This window comes from Streptomyces sp. NBC_00885, assembly GCF_045207475.1.
Lineage (GTDB): Bacteria > Actinomycetota > Actinomycetes > Streptomycetales > Streptomycetaceae > Streptomyces.
This window is the reverse complement of the sequence record NZ_CP108796.1, coordinates 6,644,655-6,665,662: the sequence shown is the minus strand read 5'-3', so window position 1 is coordinate 6,665,662 and position 21,008 is coordinate 6,644,655. Positions and strand designations below refer to the sequence as shown.

Below are 21,008 nucleotides of genomic sequence, written 5' to 3'. Positions count from 1 at the left end.
GCCCGTATACGACAAGTAGGAGATGCAACTCTCATGACAGACGCACTCAAGCGCCTCTCCGACGAAGGCGTCGCGATCTGGCTCGACGACCTGTCCCGCAAGCGGATCACGTCCGGCAATCTCGCCGAACTGATCGACCAGCAGCACGTCGTGGGCGTCACCACCAACCCGTCGATCTTCCAGAAGGCGATCTCGCACGGTGACGGTTACGAGCAGCAGCTCACCGACCTCGCCGTGCGCAAGGTGACCGTCGAGGAAGCCGTACGCATGATCACGACGGCGGACGTCCGCGACGCCGCCGACATCCTGCGCCCGGTCTTCGACGCCACCGGCGGCCAAGACGGCCGGGTCTCCATCGAGGTCGACCCGCGCCTGGCGCACAACACCCCCGCGACCATCGCCGAGGCCAAGCAGCTCGCCTGGCTGGTGGACCGTCCCAACACCCTCATCAAGATCCCGGCGACGAAGGCCGGTCTGCCGGCGATCACCGAGGTCATCGGCAAGGGCATCAGCGTCAATGTCACGCTGATCTTCTCGCTGGAGCGCTACCGCGAGGTCATGGACGCCTACCTGGCCGGTCTGGAGAAGGCCAAGGCCGCCGGCCTGGACCTGTCCAAGATCCAGTCCGTCGCCTCCTTCTTCGTGTCCCGCGTGGACACCGAGATCGACAAGCGTCTGGACGCCCTGGGCACGCCCGAGGCGAAGGAGGCCCGCGGAAAGGCGGCCGTCGCCAACGCCCGTCTGGCGTACGAGGCGTACGAGGAGGTCTTCTCGTCCGACCGCTGGGCCGCGCTCGACAAGGCTCAGGCCAACAAGCAGCGTCCGCTGTGGGCCTCGACCGGCGTCAAGGACCCGGCGTACAAGGACACGCTGTACGTCGACGACCTGGTCGCGCCCGGCACGGTGAACACCATGCCGGAGGCCACCCTCGACGCCACCGCCGACCACGGCGAGATCACCGGTGACACCGTGCGCGGCACCTACGACCAGGCGCGTGCCGACCTCGACGCGGTCGCGAAGCTCGGGATCTCCTACGACGATGTCGTCCAGGTCCTCGAGGACGAGGGTGTCGACAAGTTCGCCGTGTCCTGGAACGACCTGCTCAAGTCGACCGAGGCCGAGCTCAAGCGCCTCGCTCCTTCGGAGGGCTGACCACCTTGTCCGGTACTGGCGGAGCCAACCCGCTCCGTGACGCCGCAGACCGACGGCTCCCGCGTATCGCGGGGCCGTCGGGCCTGGTCATCTTTGGCGTTACGGGCGATTTGTCACGTAAAAAGTTGATGCCTGCCATCTATGACCTGGCCAATCGCGGCCTGCTGCCGCCGGGCTTCTCACTCGTCGGCTTCGCTCGCCGCGAGTGGCAGCACGAGGACTTCGCCCAGGAGGTCCACGACGCCGTCAAGGCACATGCCCGTACGCCGTTCCGCGAGGAGGTCTGGCAGCAGCTCATCCAGGGGATGCGCTTCGTCCAGGGCGACTTCGACGACGACGACGCCTTCGAGACGCTGAAGTCCACCATCGAGGACCTCGACAAGGTTCAGGGCACCGGCGGCAATTTCGCCTTCTACCTCTCCGTGCCGCCGAAGTTCTTCCCCAAGGTCGTCCAGCAGCTCAAGAAGCACGGGCTGGCCGACCAGACGGACGGCTCCTGGCGCCGCGCGGTGATCGAGAAGCCCTTCGGCCACGACCTGGTCTCCGCCATGGAGCTCAACCAGGTGGTACACGAGGTCTTCCCGGCCAACGAGGTCTTCCGGATCGACCATTACCTCGGCAAGGAGACGGTCCAGAACATCCTGGCGCTGCGCTTCGCCAACACGCTCTTCGAGCCGATCTGGAACCGCTCCTACGTCGACCATGTCCAGATCACCATGGCCGAGGACATCGGCATCGGCGGCCGTGCCGGCTACTACGACGGCATCGGCGCCGCCCGTGACGTCATCCAGAACCACCTGCTCCAACTGCTCGCGCTGACCGCGATGGAGGAGCCCGCCTCCTTCGACGCGGATGCGCTGGCGGCCGAGAAGACCAAGGTGCTCGGCGCGGTGAAGCTGCCCAAGGACCTGGCCACCGGCACGGTGCGCGCGCAGTACGCCGCGGGCTGGCAGGGCGGCGAGAAGGCCGTCGGCTATCTCCAGGAAGACGGCATCGACCCCAAGTCGAAGACCGACACCTACGCGGCCATCAAGCTGGAGATCGACAACCGCCGCTGGGCGGGCGTCCCGTTCTATCTCCGTACGGGCAAGCGGCTCGGCCGCCGGGTGACCGAGATCGCGGTGATCTTCCAGCGCGCCCCGCACTCCCCCTTCGACCACACGGCCACCGAGGAGCTGGGGCAGAACGCCCTGGTGATCCGGGTCCAGCCGGACGAGGGTGTGACGATGCGGTTCGGCTCGAAGGTGCCGGGCACCTCGATGGAGGTCCGGGACGTCTCGATGGACTTCGCGTACGGCGAGTCCTTCACCGAATCAAGCCCCGAGGCGTACGAGCGCCTCATCCTCGACGTCCTGCTCGGCGACTCCAACCTCTTCCCGAGGCTGGCCGAGGTCGAGCTCTCCTGGAAGATCCTCGACCCGATCGAGCAGTTCTGGGACAGGCACGGCAAGCCCGCGCAGTACCAGGCCGGTACATGGGGCCCGGTCGAGGCGGACGAAATGCTCGCACGAGACGGACGGAGCTGGCGTCGGCCATGAAGATCGACCTTACGGACACCACCTCCAGCAAGATCAACAAGGCTCTGGTGCAGGGGCGCCGGGCGATCGGCACCCCGGCCGTCGGCATGGTGCTCACCCTGGTCATCGTCACCGACGAGGAGAACGCCTACGACGCGCTGAAGGCCGCCAACGAGGCCTCGCGCGAACACCCTTCGCGCACCCTCGTCGTCATCAAGCGCGTCTCGCGCTCTCCGCGCGACCGGGCCAAGGCACGCCTGGACGCCGAGGTGCGCGTCGGCGCGGACGCGGGCACCGGCGAGACGGTGGTGCTGCGGCTGTACGGCGAGGTGGTCGACCACGCCCAGTCGGTGGTCCTGCCGCTGCTGCTGCCCGACGCACCGGTCGTGGCCTGGTGGCCGGTGAACTCGCCGAGCGATCCGGCCAACGACCCGCTGGGCACGCTGGCGCAGCGCCGGGTCACGGACACGTACGCCTCCGAACAGCCGGTGCACGAACTGACGGCCCGCGCCGAGGCCTACACCCCGGGCGACACCGATCTGTCCTGGACCAGGATCACGCCGTGGCGCTCCATGCTCGCGGCCGCCCTGGACCAGGTGATGTGCGAGGTCACATCGGTCGAGGTGGAGGGCGAGGAGTTCAACCCGAGCTGCGAGCTGCTCGCCATGTGGCTGGCCGACCGGCTGCACGTACCGGTGAAGCGGTCGCAGTCCTCCGGACCGGGCCTCACGGCCGTACGGATGGAGACCAGCACCGGGCAGATCGTGCTGGACAGGGCGGACGGCTCGCTCGCGACGCTGTCCATCCAGGGGCAGCCGGACCGGGCGGTGGCGCTCAAGCGGCGCGACACGGCCGAGCTGATCGCGGAGGAACTGCGGCGGCTCGACCCGGACGACACCTACGCCTCGGCACTGCGGTTCGGCGTACACAGGCTGGCCGACGGGGAGGACGACGCGGCCGACGCACCCAAGTCGGCCAAGTCCGCCGAGAAGTCCGCACCCGCGAAGAAGGCCGCCACGGCCAAGAAGGCGGCCTCGAAGTGAGTGCACCGCAGCTCGTCGTCCACCGTGACAAGGAGCTGATGGCACAGGCCGCGGCGGCGCGCCTGATCACCAGGATCGTGGACGCGCAGGCCGCACGCGGCTCGGCGTCGGTGGTCCTGACGGGCGGCCGCAACGGCAACGCCCTGCTGGCCGCGCTCGGAGCCTCCTCGGCCCGGGACGCGATCGACTGGCCACGGCTGGACCTGTGGTGGGGAGACGAGCGGTTCCTCCCGGAGGGCGACCCGGAGCGCAATGTCACACAGGCCCGTGAGGCCCTGCTCGACAGCGTGCCGGTGGATCCGGCGCGGGTGCACGCGATGCCCGCGTCAAACGGCCCGTACGGCAGCGACGCGGATGCCGCGGCCGCCGCGTACGCCGCCGAACTCGCTGCGGCGGCGGGCCCGGAGGACCACGGTCCGGTGCCGACGTTCGACGTCCTGATGCTGGGCGTCGGACCCGACACGCATGTGGCGTCGCTCTTCCCCGAGCTGCCCGGGGTCCGCGAGTCCTCCCGCACGGTGGTCGGCGTCCACGGCGCGCCCAAACCCCCGCCCACGCGTATCTCGCTCACGCTCCCGGCGATCCGGGCGGCACGCGAGGTCTGGCTGCTGGCGGCGGGCGAGGACAAGGCGAAGGCGGTGACGATAGCCCTCTCGGGAGCGGGCGAGGTCCAGGCACCGGCCGCGGGGGCGCACGGCCGCAGCCGGACACTGTGGCTGCTGGACGCGGCGGCGGCGTCGGGGCTGCCGCGGGGGCTGTACCCGCCGGCGTCGCCGTAACCGGGGGCGCTGCCCCCGGACCCCCGCGCCTCAAACGCCGGCGGGGCTGAAATGTGCGGCTGGGCCGCACATTCAGCCCGTCCGGCGTTTGAGGACATGCGGCCGAAGGTCGCATTCGGGGTCGGGGGCGGAGCCCCCGGTTCGCGCCGCGAAGCGGGCGCAGGGGTCTGGGGGCTTGCCCCCAGTTCGGGAAGGGGCGGGGTGGGGAACAGCCCGCCGCAGGCGCCACCCGCCCCTTCGGGCAGACCCGCGGTCATACGGGAATGGTCGCGCCGCCCTCGGCCGCACCGCACCCCGCCGCCCCGTCCTCCCGTACGGCGACGAGAAACGGCTCAAGCACCCCCGGCACCGCCTCCGCGGCGAACGCCAGGCCCTCGTCCTCCGCCGCGTCGTAGACGGAATACGCACCCGACCCCGCGGCCGTCGTCGCCGTCAGCGTCAGCACTCCGGCCCGGCGCTGGAAGACCGACTGCTTCACGGACCAGCCGATGACCCCGCCCCGCTGCAGCGCGACCGTCGCGCGGCGGACGGTGCCGGAGCGGGCCACCAGATACGCGCCGCTGATGCCGTGCCCCAGAGCGCGGTACGCGTCCAGCGCGAGGACCACTGCGACCGGCAGCCCCACCACCGCGCCCGCCGCCGCGAGGTACAGCAGGACGGGCGTGAGCCAGGCACCGAGGACCGTCAGCACCAGCGGGGGCAGCAGCGCCGCCGTCAGCGCCCATCTCAGCCTGCGGGTACGCGCGGCCCGAGGGTGCGCGGTCAGCGGGGCCGCGCTCGTCGGGGCGACGGATTCGCGCAGCACCCGCGCTGCCACCTCGTCCGCCACCGCCCGCGGCGCCGGAGGCAGCAGCACCTTCAGGTCACCGTGTTTGTCCTGCTCGTCGTCGACGAGCCCCGTGGCGATCGCGTCGACACGGGCCGCGCCGAGCAGCCTGACGCCGAGCGGCTCGACCAGTTCCACACCGCGCAGCCTGCGCTCCTCTATGGAGATCGAGCGGGCGGTGAACAGGCCCCTGCGCACCCGCAGTGTGCCGCCGGGCTCCCGCTCCAGGCGGTAGTTCCACCACATCTCGATCCAGAGGCCGAGCGCGCCGACGATCCCCGCGACCAGGACCGCGCCGGCAAGAACCAGGACCGTCCAGAGGACGGAGGTGTCCCGGAAACGCTCCCCCACCCAGTCGATGACCTTGCCCTGCGCCCCGAACCATTCGCTGACCTGCATCACACCGCCGGCGGCCGCGCCGCCGAGCAGCGGGGCGACGAAGGAGACCGGGGCGTAGCGGAGCCAGGCCGGGTCGAGTGCGGCGAGTTCGCCCTCGCGTATGCCGGGTTCCGGCGCCGCCCGGGCCAGCAGTTCCCTGCGCAGCCGCTCTCCCTCGGCCTTGTCCACAGCGTCGAGCTCCAGCGTGGACTCGCCGCCGCTGTGTTCGCCGGTGCCGATGCGCACCTTGACCAGACCGAGGACGCGCAGCAGCGGATTGGCGGCCAGATCGACGCTGCGGATGCGTTCGCGGGCCAGCGAGCGGCGTCTGACCAGCAGCAGTCCGGTGTGGAGTTCGGCGCGCTCGGGACCTATGCGGTAGCGGGTGCGGCGCCACCGTACATAGTCCGCGCCCGCGCCCGCCGCGATCATCGGCACCGCCCCGGCCAGTACCCAGGCGAACGCCTGCCACAGCGGCATGTCGCCCGCGAGTCCGAGTGCGGTGGGCAGCCCGGCGCCCGCGGCCACGCCCGCCATGACGAACGCGGCGACCAGGACCGTGCGCCGCTCGAGCCGTTGCCAGTCCCCGTCCGGGGAGCTCATGTCGCGTCCCCGGGTGTGGCCTGGGTGATCCGGGTCAGCTGTTCGGCGAGCCGGGAGGCGAGCTCATGGTCGAGCCCCTCGATCTTGATCGCGCCTTTGGAGGACGCGGTCGTGACGACGACCGTGGCGAGCCGGAAGGCCTGTTCCAGCGGGCCGCGCACCGTGTCGACGGTCTGGATCCGGGACATGGGCGCGATCCGCCACTCCTGCCAGAGCGCTCCCGTACGGACGTAGACGGCCTCGTCCGTGACCTCCCAGCGGTGTACCCGGAACCACCAGGCGGGGAAGGAGGCGGCGCCGGCCAGACCCAGCACCGCCACCACCGCGGCGACCGTCAGCAGCGGTGGCCGCGCGGGCGCGATGAGCACGCCCAGCACGGCCAGTACCAGCACCGGGACCGCCGTTGCCAGCAGCCACTGGACCCGCCACCAGCCGACCACCCGCTCGTCGAGCGTGTTGTTCGGCGGCCTCAGCCGCACCGCGCCCTCCCCCGTCATCGGCTCAGCGACCGCGCAGCGTGCGGTACTTGGCCACGAGCGTCGCGGTCGAGCTGTCCAGCTGCTCGCCGCCCGTCCCCGCGGTCAGTACCGGCTCGATCTTCTTGGCGAGGACCTTGCCGAGTTCGACGCCCCACTGGTCGAAGGAGTCGATGTTCCAGATGGCGCCCTGGACGAACACCTTGTGCTCGTAAAGGGCGATGAGCTGCCCGAGGACGGACGGCGTGAGCTCGTCCGCGAGGATCGTCGTCGTGGGGTGGTTGCCCCGGAACGTCTTGTGCGCCACCAGTTCCTCGGGCACGCCCTCGGCACGTACCTCGTCCGGCGTCTTGCCGAAGGCGAGCGCCTGGGTCTGCGCGAAGAAGTTGGCCATCAGCAGGTCGTGCTGGGCCACCAGACGCGGCGACAGATCCGTGACGGGCCTGGCGAAGCCGATGAAGTCCGCCGGGATGACCTTGGTGCCCTGGTGGATCAACTGGTAGTACGCGTGCTGCCCGTTGGTGCCCGGCGTGCCCCAGACGACAGGTCCGGTCTGCCAGTCCACGCGGTTGCCCTCGCGGTCCACGGACTTGCCGTTGGACTCCATGTCGAGCTGCTGCAGATACGCGGTGAACTTGGACAGGTAGTGGGAGTACGGCAGCACCGCGTGCGACTGCGCGTCGAAGAACGCGCCATACCAGACGCCCAGCAGGCCGAGCAGCAGCGGCGCGTTGGTCTCAGGCGGTGCCGTGCGGAAGTGCTCGTCGACGAGGTGGAAGCCGTCGAGCATCTCCCGGAAGCGGTCCGGGCCGATCGCGATCATCAGCGAGAGCCCGATGGCGGAGTCGTAGGAGTAGCGCCCGCCGACCCAGTCCCAGAACTCGAACATGTTGGCCGTGTCGATACCGAAGTCGCCGACCTTCTCCGCATTGGTCGACAGTGCGACGAAGTGCTTGGCGACGGCCTCCTGACCGGCGTTCAGCTCGGTGAGCAGCCAGTCGCGGGCGGACGTGGCGTTGGTGATGGTCTCGATGGTGGTGAAGGTCTTGGAGGCGATGATGAACAGCGTCTCGGCCGCGTCCAGGTCCCGTACGGCCTCGTGCAGATCGGCTCCGTCGACGTTCGAGACGAAGTGGAACGTCAGGTCGCGCGCGGTGAAGGAGCGCAGTACCTCGTACGCCATGGCGGGGCCCAGATCGGAGCCGCCGATGCCGATGTTGACGATGTTCTTGATGGGCCTGCCGGTGTGGCCGGTCCACTCGCCGGAGCGGATCCGCTCCGAGAAGGCTGCCATCGTGTCGAGCACCGCGTGCACGGCGGGCACCACGTTCTCGCCGTCCACCTCGATCACCGCCTCGCGCGGGGCGCGCAGGGCCGTGTGCAGAACGGCCCGGTTCTCCGTGGTGTTGATCTTCTCGCCGCGGAACATCGCGTCCCGCAGGGCGCCGACACCGGTGGCCGCGGCCAGCTCGCGCAGCAGCGCCAGCGTCTCGTCGGTCACCAGGTGCTTGGAGTAGTCGAGGTGAAGGTCCCCGACCTGGAGGGTGTAGCCGCTGCCGCGTGCCTCGTCGGCCGCGAACAGCTCCCGCAGATGTGTCTGTCCCAGCTGCTCGCGGTGCTTGCCGAGAGCGGCCCATTCGGGCGTCTGGTTGAGCCTCGTACGGCCTTCTGCGCTCATCTTGGACATCAGCCCACTTCTTCTCGTACCTGCCTGCGTGCCCCGCTGCGTCTCCAACCTAATTGATCAGCGGGGTACCACGGCGTACGTCGAAGAGACGCAGCGCGAAAGACGCGCCGAAGAAGCGGAGGACGCGTCAAAAAGAAAGTCCGGCCGGGCACCCTCGGGTGTCCGGCCGGACCGCAATCTCTAGATCTCGCCCCGCAGTTTGGCCAGCGCTTCGGCGAGAATCGCCTCACCGTCCGCGTCGCTGCGCCGCTCGCGCACATAGGCGAGGTGCGTCTTGTACGGCTCCGTACGCGGCGGGTCCGGTGGATTGTCCCGATCCTGACCGGCCGGGAAGCCGCAGCGCGGGCAGTCCCACGTATCGGGGACCTGTGCGTCGCTGGCGAAGCTCGGCTGCGTCTCGTGCCCGTTGGAGCACCAGAAGGAGATGCGCAGGCGCGGCGCGGACTCGCCCCGCTCGGCCTCACCCATCGGCCCCGCTCCGACCCGGCTTCCCCGGATCGCGTTGCCACTTGCCACGGTCGTAACTCCCTGCGTGATGGTGCTGCACAGCGTCTCACAGCGGCTGCGCCGCGGTGCCCCAGTCTACGTAAGGCCCAACGCTCGTCCAGTGATTGGAGTTACACCCCACCCCGGGACGTGGATGGCCTGGGTCAGCTGTCCAACTTGATCAGCAGACCAAGTACGACAATGCAGGCAAACCACAGCAGACCGATTACCACGGTGATGCGGTCGAGGTTACGCTCGGCGACCGAGGAGCCACCCACCGAGGACTGCATTCCGCCACCGAACATGTCGGAGAGGCCGCCGCCCTTCCCCTTGTGCATCAGCACCAGCAGCAGCAGCAAGCCACTGAAGATGATCAGGGCAATCGAGAACCCGACAATCACGGCTGGACCAACTTCCTAGGACTCAAATGGAGGACGGGGGCCGGGTGGCATTTCCATGCTGCCTACTCGGCCCCCGCAAGGGTACGACGGATCCGCGCTACCGCATACTCACTGGTCGCGGAACCGGACGATCTTGACGAACTCCTCGGCGTCCAGCGCCGCACCGCCCACCAGGGCACCGTCCACATCGGGCTGCGCCATGATCGCGGCGACGTTCCCGGCCTTCACCGAGCCGCCGTACTGGATGCGGACCTTGGCGGCCAGCTCCTCGGAGTACAGCTCCGCCAGACGCCCGCGGATCGCACCGCAGACCTCCTGCGCGTCCTCGGGGGTCGCGACCTCGCCGGTGCCGATGGCCCACACCGGCTCGTACGCGATCACGATCGACTCGGCCTGCTCGGCCGGGACGTCGCTGAGGCCGCCGTCGAGCTGCGCGAGCGTGTACTCGACCTGGTTGCCCGCCTTGCGGATGTCCAGGCCCTCTCCGACGCAGAGGATCGGGGTCAGGCCGTGCTTGAAGGCGGCCTTGACCTTGGCGTTGCAGAGCTCGTCCGTCTCGGCGTGGTACTGGCGGCGCTCGGAGTGGCCCACGGTGACGTAGGTGCACTTCAGCTTGGCCAGCATCGGGCCCGAGATCTCGCCGGTGTACGCGCCGGAGTCGTGCGCCGAGATGTCCTGGGCGCCGTACTTGATCTTGAGCTTGTCGCCGTCGACCAGGGTCTGTACGGACCGCAGGTCGGTGAAGGGCGGCAGGACGGCGACCTCGACGGCCTCGTAGTCCTTGTCCGCCAGGGCGAAGGCGAGCTTCTGGACGTGCGCGATGGCCTCGAGGTGGTTGAGGTTCATCTTCCAGTTGCCCGCCATCAGCGGGATACGGTCACTCACGGTTTTCAGTCCTCCAGTGCGGCGAGGCCGGGGAGCGTCTTGCCCTCGAGGTATTCGAGGCTGGCGCCACCGCCGGTGGAAATGTGGCCGAATGCGTTCTCGTCGAAACCGAGCGTGCGCACGGCGGCTGCCGAGTCGCCGCCGCCGACAACGGTGAAGCCCTTGCTGCCGAGCAGCGCCTCGGCGACGGCCTTGGTGCCTTGGGCGTAGTCGGGGTGCTCGAAGACGCCCACCGGGCCGTTCCAGAAGACGGTCTCGGCGTCGGCGATCTTCGACGCGAACAGCTCGCGCGACTTCGGGCCGATGTCCAGACCCTCCTTGTCGGCGGGGATCTTGTCGGCGTCGACGGTGATGAAGTCGGCCGGGGCCTTGGTCTTCAGGTCGGGGAACTCGCCCGAGGCGAGGATGTCGACCGGCAGAACGATCTCGACGCCGTTCTTCTCGGCGCGCTCCATGTACTCGGTGACGGTCGGGATCTGGTCCTCCTGGAGGAGGGAGATGCCGACCTCGTGGCCCTTGGCCTTGAGGAAGGTGTAGGCCATGCCGCCGCCGATGAGGATGCGGTCGGCCTTGCCGAGCAGCTCGTCGATGACGCCGAGCTTGTCGGAGACCTTGGCGCCGCCGAGGATCACGACGTACGGGCGCTGCACCTCCTCGGTGAGCTTCTTCAGGACGCCGACCTCGGTGGCGATGAGGTAGCCGGCGGCGTGCGGCAGCCGGGCCGGGAGGTCGTACACCGAGGCGTGCTTGCGGTGGACGGCCCCGAAGCCGTCGCCGACGTACACATCGGCGAGCGCGGCCAGCTGGTCCGCGAACGCGCCGCGCTCGGCGTCGTCCTTGCTCGTCTCGCCGGCATTGAAGCGGAGGTTCTCGATGACGGCGACCTGGCCGTCGGCGAGGCCCGCGACGACGGCCTTGGCCGATTCACCGACGGTGTCGGTCGCGAACGCGACATCGGCGCCGAGCAGCTCACCGAGGCGCCGTGCGGCCGGGGCGAGCGAGAAGGCCGGGTCCGGGGCGCCCTTGGGGCGGCCCAGGTGCGAGGCGACGACGACGCGCGCGCCCGCCTCGGCGAGCTTGGCGACGGTCGGCTGGACCGCGCGGATGCGGCCGTCGTCGGTGATCGTGGTGCCGTCGAGCGGCACATTGAGGTCGGCGCGGACGAATACCCGCTTGCCCGCGACCCCTTGGTCGAGAAGTTGGTCGATCGTCTTCATGAGAATGCGGCTCCTCCTGCGGCTGGTACGTGCGACAGGGCCTGGGCGGCGCTTCGTTGCGCGGCCCAAGCCCTGTCGCTCACATCGTGGTGCTCTCTTTGCAGATCAGCTTGCAGATCAGAGCTGGCCGCCGACGAAGACCGTGAGGTCCACGAGGCGGTTGGAGTAGCCCCACTCGTTGTCGTACCAGCCGAGGATCTTCACCGACTTGCCCTCCTGGACCATGGTCAGGGAGGAGTCGAAGGTGCAGGAGGCCGGGTCGCCGACGATGTCCGAGGAGACGATCGGGTCCTCGGTGTAGAAGAGAACGCCCTGCAGGTCGCCGGAGTCGGCGGCCTTCTTGAACGCGGCGTTGACCTCGTCCTTGGTGACCTCGCGCTGCAGCTCCACCACAAGGTCGGTGGCCGAACCGGTCGGGACCGGAACGCGCATCGCGATGCCGTCGAGCTTGCCCTTGAGCTGCGGAAGGACCAGAGCGGTGGCCTTCGCGGCACCGGTGGTGGTCGGGATGATGTTCTCGGCGGCGGCGCGGGCGCGGCGCAGGTCCGAGTGCGGGAAGTCAAGGATGCGCTGGTCGTTCGTGTACGCGTGGACCGTGGTCATCAGCCCCTTGACGATGCCGAAGTTCTCGTCGAGAACCTTGGCCATCGGCGCCACACAGTTGGTGGTGCAGGAGGCGTTGGAGATGACGTGGTGGTTGGCCGCGTCGTACTTGTCCTGGTTGACGCCCATCACGATGGTGATGTCCTCGTCCTTGGCCGGAGCCGAGATGAGGACCTTCTTGGCGCCGCCGGCGATGTGCTTCGCGGCGTCGGCCTTCTTCGTGAAGATGCCGGTGGACTCGATGACGATGTCGACGCCCAGCTCGCCCCACGGAATATCGGCGGGGTTGCGCTCGGACAGCACCTTGATGGTGCGGCCGTCGACGGTGATCGTGTCGGCGGTGTGGGTCACCTCGGCCTTGAGGCGGCCCAGGATGGTGTCGTACTTCAGAAGGTGGGCGGTGGTCGCAGTGTCACCAAGGTCGTTGACAGCCACGATCTCGATGTCAGCACCCTGCTCCAGCAGCGCGCGGAAGTAGTTACGACCGATGCGGCCAAAGCCGTTGATGCCTACGCGGATCGTCACGAACCGATCTCCTCGTTGGTACGCCGGGTTTCGACGCCGGCGAGCTGTATGGGATGTCCCCGACCGCCTACGACCCTACCCCCCTGGCGGCCTGTGAGTGACATCGAGAGGGCCTGTGCGCGCCACGGCGACTCCTACCCCTCAGTAGGGTTCTGGCAGGGGCAGGAGCCGCCTTGGCGTGCCTCCCGGTGTCAGCTGCCGAGGGCCCTCAGCGCCTTCCGGATGACGTTCTTGCGGTCGCCCGGAGCGGGCACGTGCTCGAGGCCGAAGCCGATGAGCACGGTGTCCTCGGTGGTGACGGCGGCCTGGGAGTGGAAGAGCGCCTGGGCCCGCGCCCAGTCGACCGTGTTCCCCGGGCTGCCGGCCGGCGGTCCTGGCACGGCCCACGGGCCGAGCGCGGTCTCGAAGCCCTCGGGACCCTGCGGGGTGCCGGAGACGACGAGCCTGGTGTCGTCGACGAAGGCGCCGATCCCGCCGGTGCCCGGGTCGGAGACGTACGAGATCGACAGCTCGACCTGCTTTCCGGCGTAGGCGCTGAGGTCCACCGAGACCTGCTGCCAGCCGTTGGAGGAGCCCGTGAAGCGGTTCCACGCGCCGCTGGTGCCGGTCGCCGTGCAGCCGGCGGCCGCGACCGTCAGGTAGTGGGCGAGGAACGGGTGGCCGTTGACGTAGTAGCCCTCCTCGCACTGGACGGGCACCTCGCTGGTGGTGCCGCCGTTGGCGTCCGGCAGGGTCGTCCAGTCGTCCTGGCCCACCGTGTGCGCCTCGACGACGACATTGTCGAAACCGCGCTCGGTGTCGTAGCTGAGCTGGAACTGCAGGCTCGGCTTCGCGGTGGCCGCCGTGCCGGACAGATCCACCGTGCGCGCCAGGCGCATGTACGCGTCGTCCTGGTGCTTCGCCGCGGCGAACCAGTCGCCCGCGGCGGGCTCGAAGGGCGTGCGCGTCCCCGGATAGGTGCCCGCCGACGCGCTCTCGAACTGCGGGAACCGGTCGGGCTTGAGGGTGTCCGACGTGATGGTGTACGCCCCGGCCAGGTCGAGCGGATTGCCGCTCGCGTCGCCGAGCGCCGCCGTCGCGCCCGCGAGCGTCCCGGAACCGGCGAAGGAGGGCGGGGACTTGAGCCCGACGCGGTTGTAGGCGCCGAGGTAGTACTGGGCGAAGTCGTTGGAGTCCGCGCCGCCCAGGTCGATGGTGCCGCCGGCCTGCTCACCGGCGTTGATCAGCTTGCCGCCCTCGTTGAGGTAGTCCCGTACGACGCCGGTGGTCGCCGCGGAGGGCTGGCCCGCGCCGGTGTACCAGACGACGGTCTTGAAGTGGTCGAGCACGCCCAGCGCGCTCGGGACGCCCTGCGTCGCGACGTCCCAGACCGCGGCACGGCGGCCGTTGTCCGCGAGGGCCCTGGTGTACGCGGCGGTGTTCTTCGCCGGGGTGGTGCCGCCCTCTTCGGCGATCACCAGTGTGTCGGCGCGCGGCCGCTGCGCGATCGTGTAGGTGAAGTGCTCGCTGGCGGTGGGCTCTCCGGCCCGGGTCTCGCCGGTGAACCAGACCTCGACCGTGTCGCCGACGTCACCGTCCCGGACCTTGGCGCGGTACTCGTCGAAGCGGATGTTGTCGTCGCCGCCGTACGTCTCGCCGCCCTTCCAGCGCCTGAGTGTCTGGTCGTGCGTACGGCCGCCGTTGACGCGGTACTTGAACTCCTTGTCGCGTACGGACTTACGGGCGACGACGGAGACTTCCTGGTCGCCACCGCGCGCGTAGGAGGTGGTGAAGGCGTCGGGGGTGAAGTCCGCGGCCTTCAGACCGAGCGAGGAGGAGGGCTGATCGGGATGGGCGGCGGTCTCGGCGACGGAGAGCGCGAACGGGATGTTCTTGGCGAACTCCTGCTGGATCAGCTTCTCGTCGTCGGGGAAGGTGAACACCGACGCGCAGTCGGCCGGGTTCCAGGGGTCGTTGGGGTCGATGCGCGAGGCGGTCCCGCAGGTCGACATCTCCGGGGTGTACATCATCATCCCGTTGACGTTGGCCGCGTGGCCGTCGGCCTCGCCGTTGGTCGTGTAGAGCTCGGAGGAGACCTGGGGGCGGTAGCCGGGGATCGCGGAGTTCTGCGGCGTACCGGCGAGGGACTGGTAGAGCACGTCGTCCGGGGTCGGGGTGGCGACCTGCCAGCCGACTCCGTACAGGAGCAGCTGGGCCGCGGAGTGGTAGTTGATGCCGTACTCGAAGCCGATGCGCCTCTCGAAGGCGTCGAGCGCCCTGGTCTCGGGCTCGGAGGCCGGGCCGGTGCCGCGGTAGGTCTCGGATGCCGGGTCGGGGGACGAACCCTCGTTGTCGTAGCCCCACTTGTAGGCGAAGTTCCGGTTGAGGTCGACGCCGTCGCCCGGGGTGATCTTGCCGTCGCCGTTGTTGTCGTGGAGGTTCTTGCGCCACTGGCGCTCGTCGGTGCCGGTGAACGTGTAGTCGTAGCCGTCGGGGTTGGCGGAGATGACGAACCACAGTTCGGTGGAGTCGACGATCTTCGTGATCCGCGGGTCCTTACCGTAGTTCTCCAGGTAGTAGTGCATCAGCCGCCGGGTCATCTCCGGGGTGATCCACTCACGCGCGTGCTGGTTGGACAGATACAGCGTGGAGGGCTTGGAGCCGTCCCGGTACTTCTTGGCGCCCTTGCTGACCTTGAGGGCGAGGATGTCCTGGCCCTTGACGGTCTTGCCGATGCTGACGACCTTGGTGAGGGCGGGATTGGCCTGCGCGGTGGCGAGGATCTCGCGCTTTAGTCCGTTGTCCCCGCCGTACGGGCGGAAGACGCCGTCGCCCGCTGCCGCCACCCGCTTCTCGGCGGAGGACGAGACGGTGTGCTCGGTGACCTCGATGCCCTGCTTGCGCAGAGCGGCGGCCTGCCTGTCGGTGAGGTAGAGCTCCACGGTGGCGGCGCCCTTGTCGGGCACCTGCTCGGTCAGTTCGTGGCCGTCGGCGCCCGCCGCGAGGATCAGCGGGACCTGGGTCTTGGTGACTTGGGCGCGCCATACGGACAGTCCGTCGCCGCCGCCCGCGGGTTGTGCCTGGGCGAGCGGCGCGGCCGCGAGTCCGGCTGTCAGGAGTGATACGGCGGCGAGGATCGATCTCGCTCTTCGTCTCATTGGCCCCCCTTGCTGGTGTCTGCCAGGAAAGTGAACAGACGCCAGACTCATCACACCCCATGGCCATGTCAAGACAGCCACGCCGTCCGAAAGAGTGCACACAAAACCGCTGTCGGCGTTCGGGTGAATGCCGACAGCGGCCGGTGGAACGAGTGGTGAGGGTGGATCAGCCCACGAGGCCGTCCGCCATCTCCTCGGTGAGGTTGGACTCCGTGCCCGGAATGCCGAGATCCTGGGCCCGCTTGTCCGCCATCGCAAGCAGTCGGCGGATACGGCCCGCGACGGCGTCCTTCGTCAGCGGCGGGTCGGCGAGCGCGCCCAGCTCCTCCAGGGATGCCTGCTTGTGCTCCATGCGCAGCCGTCCGGCCGCCGCGAGGTGCTCGGGCACCTCCTCGCCGAGGATCTCCAGCGCGCGCTGGACGCGGGCGCCCGCGGCGACCGCGGCGCGCGCCGAGCGGCGCAGATTGGCGTCGTCGAAGTTGGCGAGGCGGTTGGCGGTGGCGCGCACCTCGCGCCGCATCCGCCGCTCCTCCCAGGCGAGCACGGACTCGTGGGCGCCGAGGCGGGTCAGCAGCGCGCCGATCGCGTCCCCGTCGCGCACGACGACGCGGTCCACACCGCGCACCTCGCGCGCCTTGGCGGCGATGGAGAGCCGACGGGCGGCGCCGACCAGCGCGAGAGCGGCCTCCGGGCCCGGGCAGGTGACCTCCAGCGAGGAGGAGCGGCCCGGCTCGGTGAGCGAACCGTGTGCCAGGAACGCGCCGCGCCAGGCGGCCTCCGCGTCACACGTGGCGCCCGAGACGACCTGCGGCGGCAGTCCCCGGATCGGGCGGCCCCTGCCGTCGACCAGACCGGTCTGGCGGGCCAGCTGGTCGCCGCCCGCCACCACCCGTACGACATAGCGCGAGCCGCGGCGCAGTCCCCCGGGCGCCATCACCATGAGCTCGGAGCTGTGGCCGAAGATCTCCAGGATGTCCCGCTTCAGCCGGCGTGCCGCGATGCCGGTGTCCAGCTCCGCCTCGATCACAATGCGGCCGCTGACCAGATGCAGCCCGCCCGCGAACCGAAGGATCGCCGAGACCTCCGCCTTTCTGCAGCAGGTCCGGGTGACGGGAAGCCGGGAGATTTCGTCCTTCACCGCTGCCGTCATCGCCATGGGCCGATCCTTCCATGCATCCGAAAAATACGGTCGTACGCGGCGGCCAACAGCTCCGGATCATGCTTCGGAACACCATTGGGCGAGGCCACGGGCGCCAGCTCGACCGCGGCGCCGAACCGCTTTGCGGCGTCGGCGAGGGACTCGCGGTCGGGCACAGCGGCCTCGTCGGCCAGCACCACGTCCAGGGCGAGTTTAGGCGCGTGTCGTCCCAAAACCTCCAAATGACGCTGCGGTGAGAAGCCATCTGTTTCGCCGGGCTGAGGCGCGAGGTTGAGCGAGAGGACCCGGCGGGCCCTGGTCTCGACCAGCGCGTCCAACAGTTCGGGCACCAGCAGATGCGGGATCACCGAGGAGAACCAGGAACCGGGGCCGAGGACCACCCAGTCGGCGTCCAGGACCGCTTCGACGGCCTCCGGGACGGCGGGCGGGTCGTGCGGGACGAGGTGCACGGACTGCACCTCGCCCGGGGTGAGCGCGACGGTGGCCTGGCCACGGACCGTGTCCACCTCGTCCGGGCGGGCGGGGTCGTGGCCCCGTACCAGCGCCTGGAGCTCCAGCGGCACGGCGGACATGGGCAGCACCCGGCCGTGCGCGCCCAGCAGCTTGCCGACCAGGTCCAGCGCCAGGACATGGTCGCCCAGCTGCTCCCACAGGGCGACGATCAGCAGATTGCCCACCGCGTGTTCGTGCAGGTCGCCCTGGGACTGGAAGCGGTGCTGGATGACGCGGGCCCAGGTCTGGCCCCAATCGTCGTCGCCGCACAGTGCCGCCAGGGCCTTGCGCAGGTCGCCGGGGGGCAGCACGCCCAGCTCGTCGCGGAGCCGTCCGCTGGAGCCGCCGTCGTCGGCGACGGTGACGACCGCGGTGAGGTCGCCGGTGATCCGGCGCAGGGCCGTGAGCGACGCGGACAGGCCCATGCCGCCGCCGAGCGCGACGACCTTGGGCTGCGCGCCGCGTTTCCGTCCCGTCGGCGCGTGCGTGGCCCTGCGCAGCCGCCTCAGACGAAGGTTGCGTCCGGTCACTCGCGCCCCATGTCCCGGTGGACGACGACGGTCTCGATCCCGGCGGAGGAGAGCCGGGCGGCCAGCCTCTCGGACGTGGCGACGGAGCGGTGCTTGCCACCGGTGCAGCCGACGGCGATGGTGACGTACCGCTTGCCCTCACGGCGGTAACCGGCGGCGATCAGCTGGAGCAGCTCGGTGTAGCGGTCGAGGAACTCCTTGGCGCCGGGCTGATTGAAGACGTAGTTCGACACCTCTTCGTTCAGGCCGGTGAAGGGGCGCAGCTCGGGGACCCAGTGCGGGTTCGGCAGGAAGCGCATGTCGACGACGAGATCCGCGTCGACGGGCAGTCCGTACTTGAACCCGAACGACATCACCGTGGCGCGCAGCTCCGGCTTCTCGTCGCCCGCGAACTGGGCGTCCATCTTGGCGCGCAGCTCGTGCACGTTGAGGCTGGAGGTGTCGATCACCAGGTCGGCGTCGCCGCGCAGCTCGCGCAGCAGATCACGCTCGGCGGCGATGCCGTCGACGATCCGGCCGTCGCCCTGCAGCGGGTGCGGACGGCGGACCGACTCGAAACGCCGGACCAGGGCCTCGTCGGAGGACTCGAGGAAAACGATCCGCCGCGTGACCTGCTTGGAGTCCAGGTCGGCGAGGGATTCACGAAGGTTGTCGAAGAACCGCCTGCCGCGTACGTCCACGACGACGGCGATCCGGGCGACGTTGCCCTGCGAGCGGGCGCCGAGCTCCACCATCGTGGGGATCAGCGCGGGCGGCAGGTTGTCGACGACGAACCAGCCGAGGTCTTCCAGACACTTCGCGGCCGTGCTGCGCCCGGCACCCGACATACCGGAGATGATGACCAGCTCGGGGATGGCCGCCTCCGCGGCTCCGCCGGGCTCGATCGTGGTGCCCGTACTCACGTCTGCTGCTCCGTCTCCGTCGTGCTCAGTCATGTCGTGCTTCCCCCGTCGTTCTCTTCAATGATCTCTCCTGTTGCCGTATTCACGGCAGGGGCGGCCGGGGCCGCCCGGGCAAGGGCCACGACCACGGACTCCGCGGTCTTGCGACCCATGCCGGGAACCTCGCAGATCTGCTCGATTGTCGCCTGCTTCAGCCGCTTCACCGAGCCGAAATGCTTGATCAGCGCCTGCTTACGGGTCTCGCCGAGACCGGGCACGGCGTCGAGCGGGCTGATCCGGATGCGCTTGGTCCGCTTCGAGCGCTGGTAGCGGATGGCGAAGTCGTGAGCTGTGTCACGGACCCGCTGCAGGAGATACAGCCCCTCGCTGGAGCGCGGCAGGACCACCGGGTCGTCGTCGTGCGGCAGCCAGACCTCCTCCAGGCGCTTGGCCAGTCCGCAGACGGCGACATCGTCGATGCCGAGCTCGTCGAGTGCACGCTGGGCGGCGGCCACCTGGGGCTGTCCGCCGTCGACCACGACAAGCTGCGGCGGATACGCGAAACGCTTGCGTTTGCGGTCGTCCTCCGGGGCGTCTTCGGGGGCGTCCTCGCCGATCCACTCCCCCGTCCTGTCCTTCTCGGCCAGATAGCGCTTGAAGCGGCGGCTGATGACCTCGTGCATGGACCGGACGTCGTCCTGACCCTCGAAGCCCTTGATCTGGAAGCGGCGGTACTCGCTCTTGCGGGCCAGGCCGTCCTCGAAGACCACCATGGACGCCACGACGTCCTCGCCCTGGAGGTGGGAGATGTCGAAGCACTCGATCCGCAGCGGCGCCGAGTCGAGGCCGAGGGCCTCGGCGATCTCCTCCAGGGCGCGCGAGCGGGTCGTCAGGTCGCTGGCGCGCTTGGTCTTGTGCAGTGCGAGGGCCTGCTGGGCATTGCGCTGGACCGTCTCCATCAGGTCCTTCTTGTCGCCGCGCTGGGGGATGCGCAGCGAGACGTTCGAGCCGCGGCGCTCGCTCAGCCACTGGCTGACCGCGCCGGTGTCCTCGGGCAGCGCCGGGACGAGGACTTCCTTGGGGACCGCGTCGCCCTTCTCCTCGCCGTACAGCTGCTGCAGCGCGTGCTCGACGAGGCCCGCGGTGTCGACGGCCTCGACCTTGTCGGTGACCCAGCCGCGCTGGCCGCGGACGCGTCCGCCGCGGACATGGAAGATCTGCACGGCGGCTTCCAGCTCGTCCTCGGCGACGGCGATCAGATCGGCGTCGGTGGCGTCCGCGAGCACGACCGCGTTCTTCTCCAGAGCCCGCTTGAGCGCACCTATGTCGTCGCGCAGCCTGGCCGCCTTCTCGTACTCCATCTCCTCGGCGGCCGCCGTCATCTGCTTCTCGAGGCGGCGGATGTAGGTGCCGGTGCGGCCCGCCATGAAGTCGCAGAACTCCTCGGCCAGTTCGCGGTGTTCCTCGGGGGTGACCCGGCCTACACAGGGTGCGGAACACTTGCCGATGTAGCCGAGCAGACAGGGGCGTCCCTTCTGCTGGTGGTTCCTCAGGACCCCCGCGGAGCACGTACGGACGGGAAAGACGCGCAGCATCAGGTCGACGGTCTCGCGGATCGCCCAGGCATGGCCGTACGGACCGAAGTAGCGCACGCCCTTCTTCTTGGCGCCGCGCATCACCTGGACCCGCGGAAACTCCTCATTGAGGGTGACCGCGAGATACGGATAGCTCTTGTCGTCCCGGTACTTGACGTTGAACCTGGGGTCGAATTCCTTGATCCAGGAGTACTCCAGCTGGAGCGCCTCGACCTCGGTGGAGACGACGGTCCACTCGACGGAGGCGGCCGTGGTGACCATGGTGCGGGTGCGCGGGTGCAGACTCGCCAGGTCCTGGAAGTAGTTGGCGAGGCGCTGGCGCAGGCTTTTCGCCTTCCCGACGTAGATCACCCGGCGGTGCTCGTCGCGGAACTTGTAGACCCCCGGCGAGTCGGGGATCTGTCCCGGCTTGGGGCGGTAGCTGGAGGGGTCTGCCATGCGCTCCACCCTACTGGCGGGGGGTGACAGTGCGGGCCCCTGGTGTGTGCCGGGACCCCGCCCTGGAACCCCACGCCGGAGTGGGGATGGAGGAGCGTGTCCGGAAGCTGCGGTTCGGCATCAGTCCTTGTCGAGGGCAGGTCAACGCGCTTCAATGCGGGGTGACACGGCGCTGTGAATGCCACGGCCGGGATGTGA

At 69.5% G+C, this 21,008-nt stretch carries 17 protein-coding genes; 4 read left to right on the top strand and 13 right to left on the bottom strand.

Annotated features, from left to right (window positions below; genetic code table 11):
- Window positions 1-33: 33 nt before the first annotated feature.
- The 4 genes from tal to pgl are packed head-to-tail and all read left to right on the top strand — an operon-like array spanning window position 34 to window position 4,491.
- Complete coding sequence (gene tal / locus OHA61_RS30185) at window positions 34-1,152, top strand: transaldolase (protein ID WP_324986841.1); 1,119 nt, start codon at window positions 34-36, stop codon at window positions 1,150-1,152.
- A 5-nt stretch (window positions 1,153-1,157) separates the two neighbouring features.
- Complete coding sequence (gene zwf, locus OHA61_RS30180) at window positions 1,158-2,690, top strand: glucose-6-phosphate dehydrogenase (RefSeq protein ID WP_406305679.1); 1,533 nt, start codon at window positions 1,158-1,160, stop codon at window positions 2,688-2,690.
- Window positions 2,687-3,712, top strand: coding sequence for a glucose-6-phosphate dehydrogenase assembly protein OpcA (gene opcA, locus OHA61_RS30175; protein ID WP_406305678.1), 1,026 nt, complete (start codon window positions 2,687-2,689; stop codon window positions 3,710-3,712). The genes zwf and opcA overlap by 4 nt, the downstream gene beginning before the upstream one ends.
- Entirely contained in the window at window positions 3,709-4,491 is a 783-nt protein-coding gene (gene pgl / locus OHA61_RS30170; protein WP_389369905.1) for a 6-phosphogluconolactonase, read from the top strand. Before opcA ends, pgl begins: the two co-directional genes overlap by 4 nt.
- 253 nt (window positions 4,492-4,744) lie before the next feature.
- Here the strand turns inward: pgl and OHA61_RS30165 are convergent, their stop codons facing one another.
- From OHA61_RS30165 to uvrC, 13 genes are all read right to left on the bottom strand, one after another.
- Window positions 4,745-6,298, bottom strand: coding sequence for a PH domain-containing protein (locus OHA61_RS30165; RefSeq protein ID WP_406305677.1), 1,554 nt, complete (start codon window positions 6,296-6,298; stop codon window positions 4,745-4,747).
- Window positions 6,295-6,795 (bottom strand): PH domain-containing protein, encoded by a 501-nt coding sequence (locus OHA61_RS30160; RefSeq protein WP_406305676.1) that lies wholly within the window; start codon window positions 6,793-6,795, stop codon window positions 6,295-6,297. The genes OHA61_RS30165 and OHA61_RS30160 overlap by 4 nt, the downstream gene beginning before the upstream one ends.
- Before the next feature lie 4 nt (window positions 6,796-6,799).
- Window positions 6,800-8,452 (bottom strand): glucose-6-phosphate isomerase, encoded by a 1,653-nt coding sequence (gene pgi, locus OHA61_RS30155; RefSeq protein WP_406307526.1) that lies wholly within the window; start codon window positions 8,450-8,452, stop codon window positions 6,800-6,802.
- A gap of 189 nt (window positions 8,453-8,641) precedes the next feature.
- Window positions 8,642-8,977, bottom strand: a complete 336-nt coding sequence (locus OHA61_RS30150) for an RNA polymerase-binding protein RbpA (protein ID WP_003957010.1) — start codon at window positions 8,975-8,977, stop codon at window positions 8,642-8,644.
- Between the two features lie 134 nt (window positions 8,978-9,111).
- Entirely contained in the window at window positions 9,112-9,348 is a 237-nt protein-coding gene (secG, locus tag OHA61_RS30145; RefSeq protein WP_186357070.1) for a preprotein translocase subunit SecG, read from the bottom strand.
- Between the two features lie 108 nt (window positions 9,349-9,456).
- On the bottom strand, window positions 9,457-10,233 hold the full coding sequence (tpiA, locus tag OHA61_RS30140) for a triose-phosphate isomerase (protein ID WP_406305675.1): 777 nt from the start codon (window positions 10,231-10,233) through the stop codon (window positions 9,457-9,459).
- A 5-nt stretch (window positions 10,234-10,238) separates the two neighbouring features.
- Complete coding sequence (locus tag OHA61_RS30135) at window positions 10,239-11,450, bottom strand: phosphoglycerate kinase (protein ID WP_361914345.1); 1,212 nt, start codon at window positions 11,448-11,450, stop codon at window positions 10,239-10,241.
- A gap of 117 nt (window positions 11,451-11,567) precedes the next feature.
- On the bottom strand, window positions 11,568-12,578 hold the full coding sequence (gene gap, locus OHA61_RS30130) for a type I glyceraldehyde-3-phosphate dehydrogenase (protein ID WP_266477587.1): 1,011 nt from the start codon (window positions 12,576-12,578) through the stop codon (window positions 11,568-11,570).
- 191 nt (window positions 12,579-12,769) lie between these two features.
- The gene (locus OHA61_RS30125; RefSeq protein WP_406305674.1) at window positions 12,770-15,715 is read right to left on the bottom strand and encodes a M14 family zinc carboxypeptidase; all 2,946 of its coding nucleotides are present in this window, start codon (window positions 15,713-15,715) and stop codon (window positions 12,770-12,772) included.
- A 166-nt stretch (window positions 15,716-15,881) separates the two neighbouring features.
- Window positions 15,882-16,871, bottom strand: coding sequence for a DNA-binding protein WhiA (gene whiA, locus OHA61_RS30120; RefSeq protein WP_215093490.1), 990 nt, complete (start codon window positions 16,869-16,871; stop codon window positions 15,882-15,884).
- On the bottom strand, window positions 16,862-17,896 hold the full coding sequence (yvcK, locus tag OHA61_RS30115; protein ID WP_406305673.1) for a uridine diphosphate-N-acetylglucosamine-binding protein YvcK: 1,035 nt from the start codon (window positions 17,894-17,896) through the stop codon (window positions 16,862-16,864). Before yvcK ends, whiA begins: the two co-directional genes overlap by 10 nt.
- Window positions 17,893-18,831: an RNase adapter RapZ gene (gene rapZ, locus OHA61_RS30110; RefSeq protein ID WP_406305672.1), complete on the bottom strand. Its 939-nt coding sequence runs from the start codon at window positions 18,829-18,831 to the stop codon at window positions 17,893-17,895. The genes yvcK and rapZ overlap by 4 nt, the downstream gene beginning before the upstream one ends.
- Complete coding sequence (uvrC, locus tag OHA61_RS30105; RefSeq protein ID WP_406305671.1) at window positions 18,828-20,810, bottom strand: excinuclease ABC subunit UvrC; 1,983 nt, start codon at window positions 20,808-20,810, stop codon at window positions 18,828-18,830. Before uvrC ends, rapZ begins: the two co-directional genes overlap by 4 nt.
- Window positions 20,811-21,008 lie beyond the last annotated feature (198 nt).

Coding starts and splice junctions, on each gene's coding strand:
- OHA61_RS30125 (WP_406305674.1), bottom strand. CDS start 15,715: ATGAGACGAAGAGCGAGATCGATCCTCGCCGCCGTATCACTCCTGACA.
- rapZ (WP_406305672.1), bottom strand. CDS start 18,831: ATGACTGAGCACGACGGAGACGGAGCAGCAGACGTGAGTACGGGCACC.
- whiA (WP_215093490.1), bottom strand. CDS start 16,871: ATGGCGATGACGGCAGCGGTGAAGGACGAAATCTCCCGGCTTCCCGTC.
- OHA61_RS30135 (WP_361914345.1), bottom strand. CDS start 11,450: ATGAAGACGATCGACCAACTTCTCGACCAAGGGGTCGCGGGCAAGCGG.
- tal (WP_324986841.1), top strand. CDS start 34: ATGACAGACGCACTCAAGCGCCTCTCCGACGAAGGCGTCGCGATCTGG.
- pgi (WP_406307526.1), bottom strand. CDS start 8,452: ATGAGCGCAGAAGGCCGTACGAGGCTCAACCAGACGCCCGAATGGGCC.
- uvrC (WP_406305671.1), bottom strand. CDS start 20,810: ATGGCAGACCCCTCCAGCTACCGCCCCAAGCCGGGACAGATCCCCGAC.
- OHA61_RS30165 (WP_406305677.1), bottom strand. CDS start 6,298: ATGAGCTCCCCGGACGGGGACTGGCAACGGCTCGAGCGGCGCACGGTC.
- opcA (WP_406305678.1), top strand. CDS start 2,687: ATGAAGATCGACCTTACGGACACCACCTCCAGCAAGATCAACAAGGCT.
- OHA61_RS30160 (WP_406305676.1), bottom strand. CDS start 6,795: ATGACGGGGGAGGGCGCGGTGCGGCTGAGGCCGCCGAACAACACGCTC.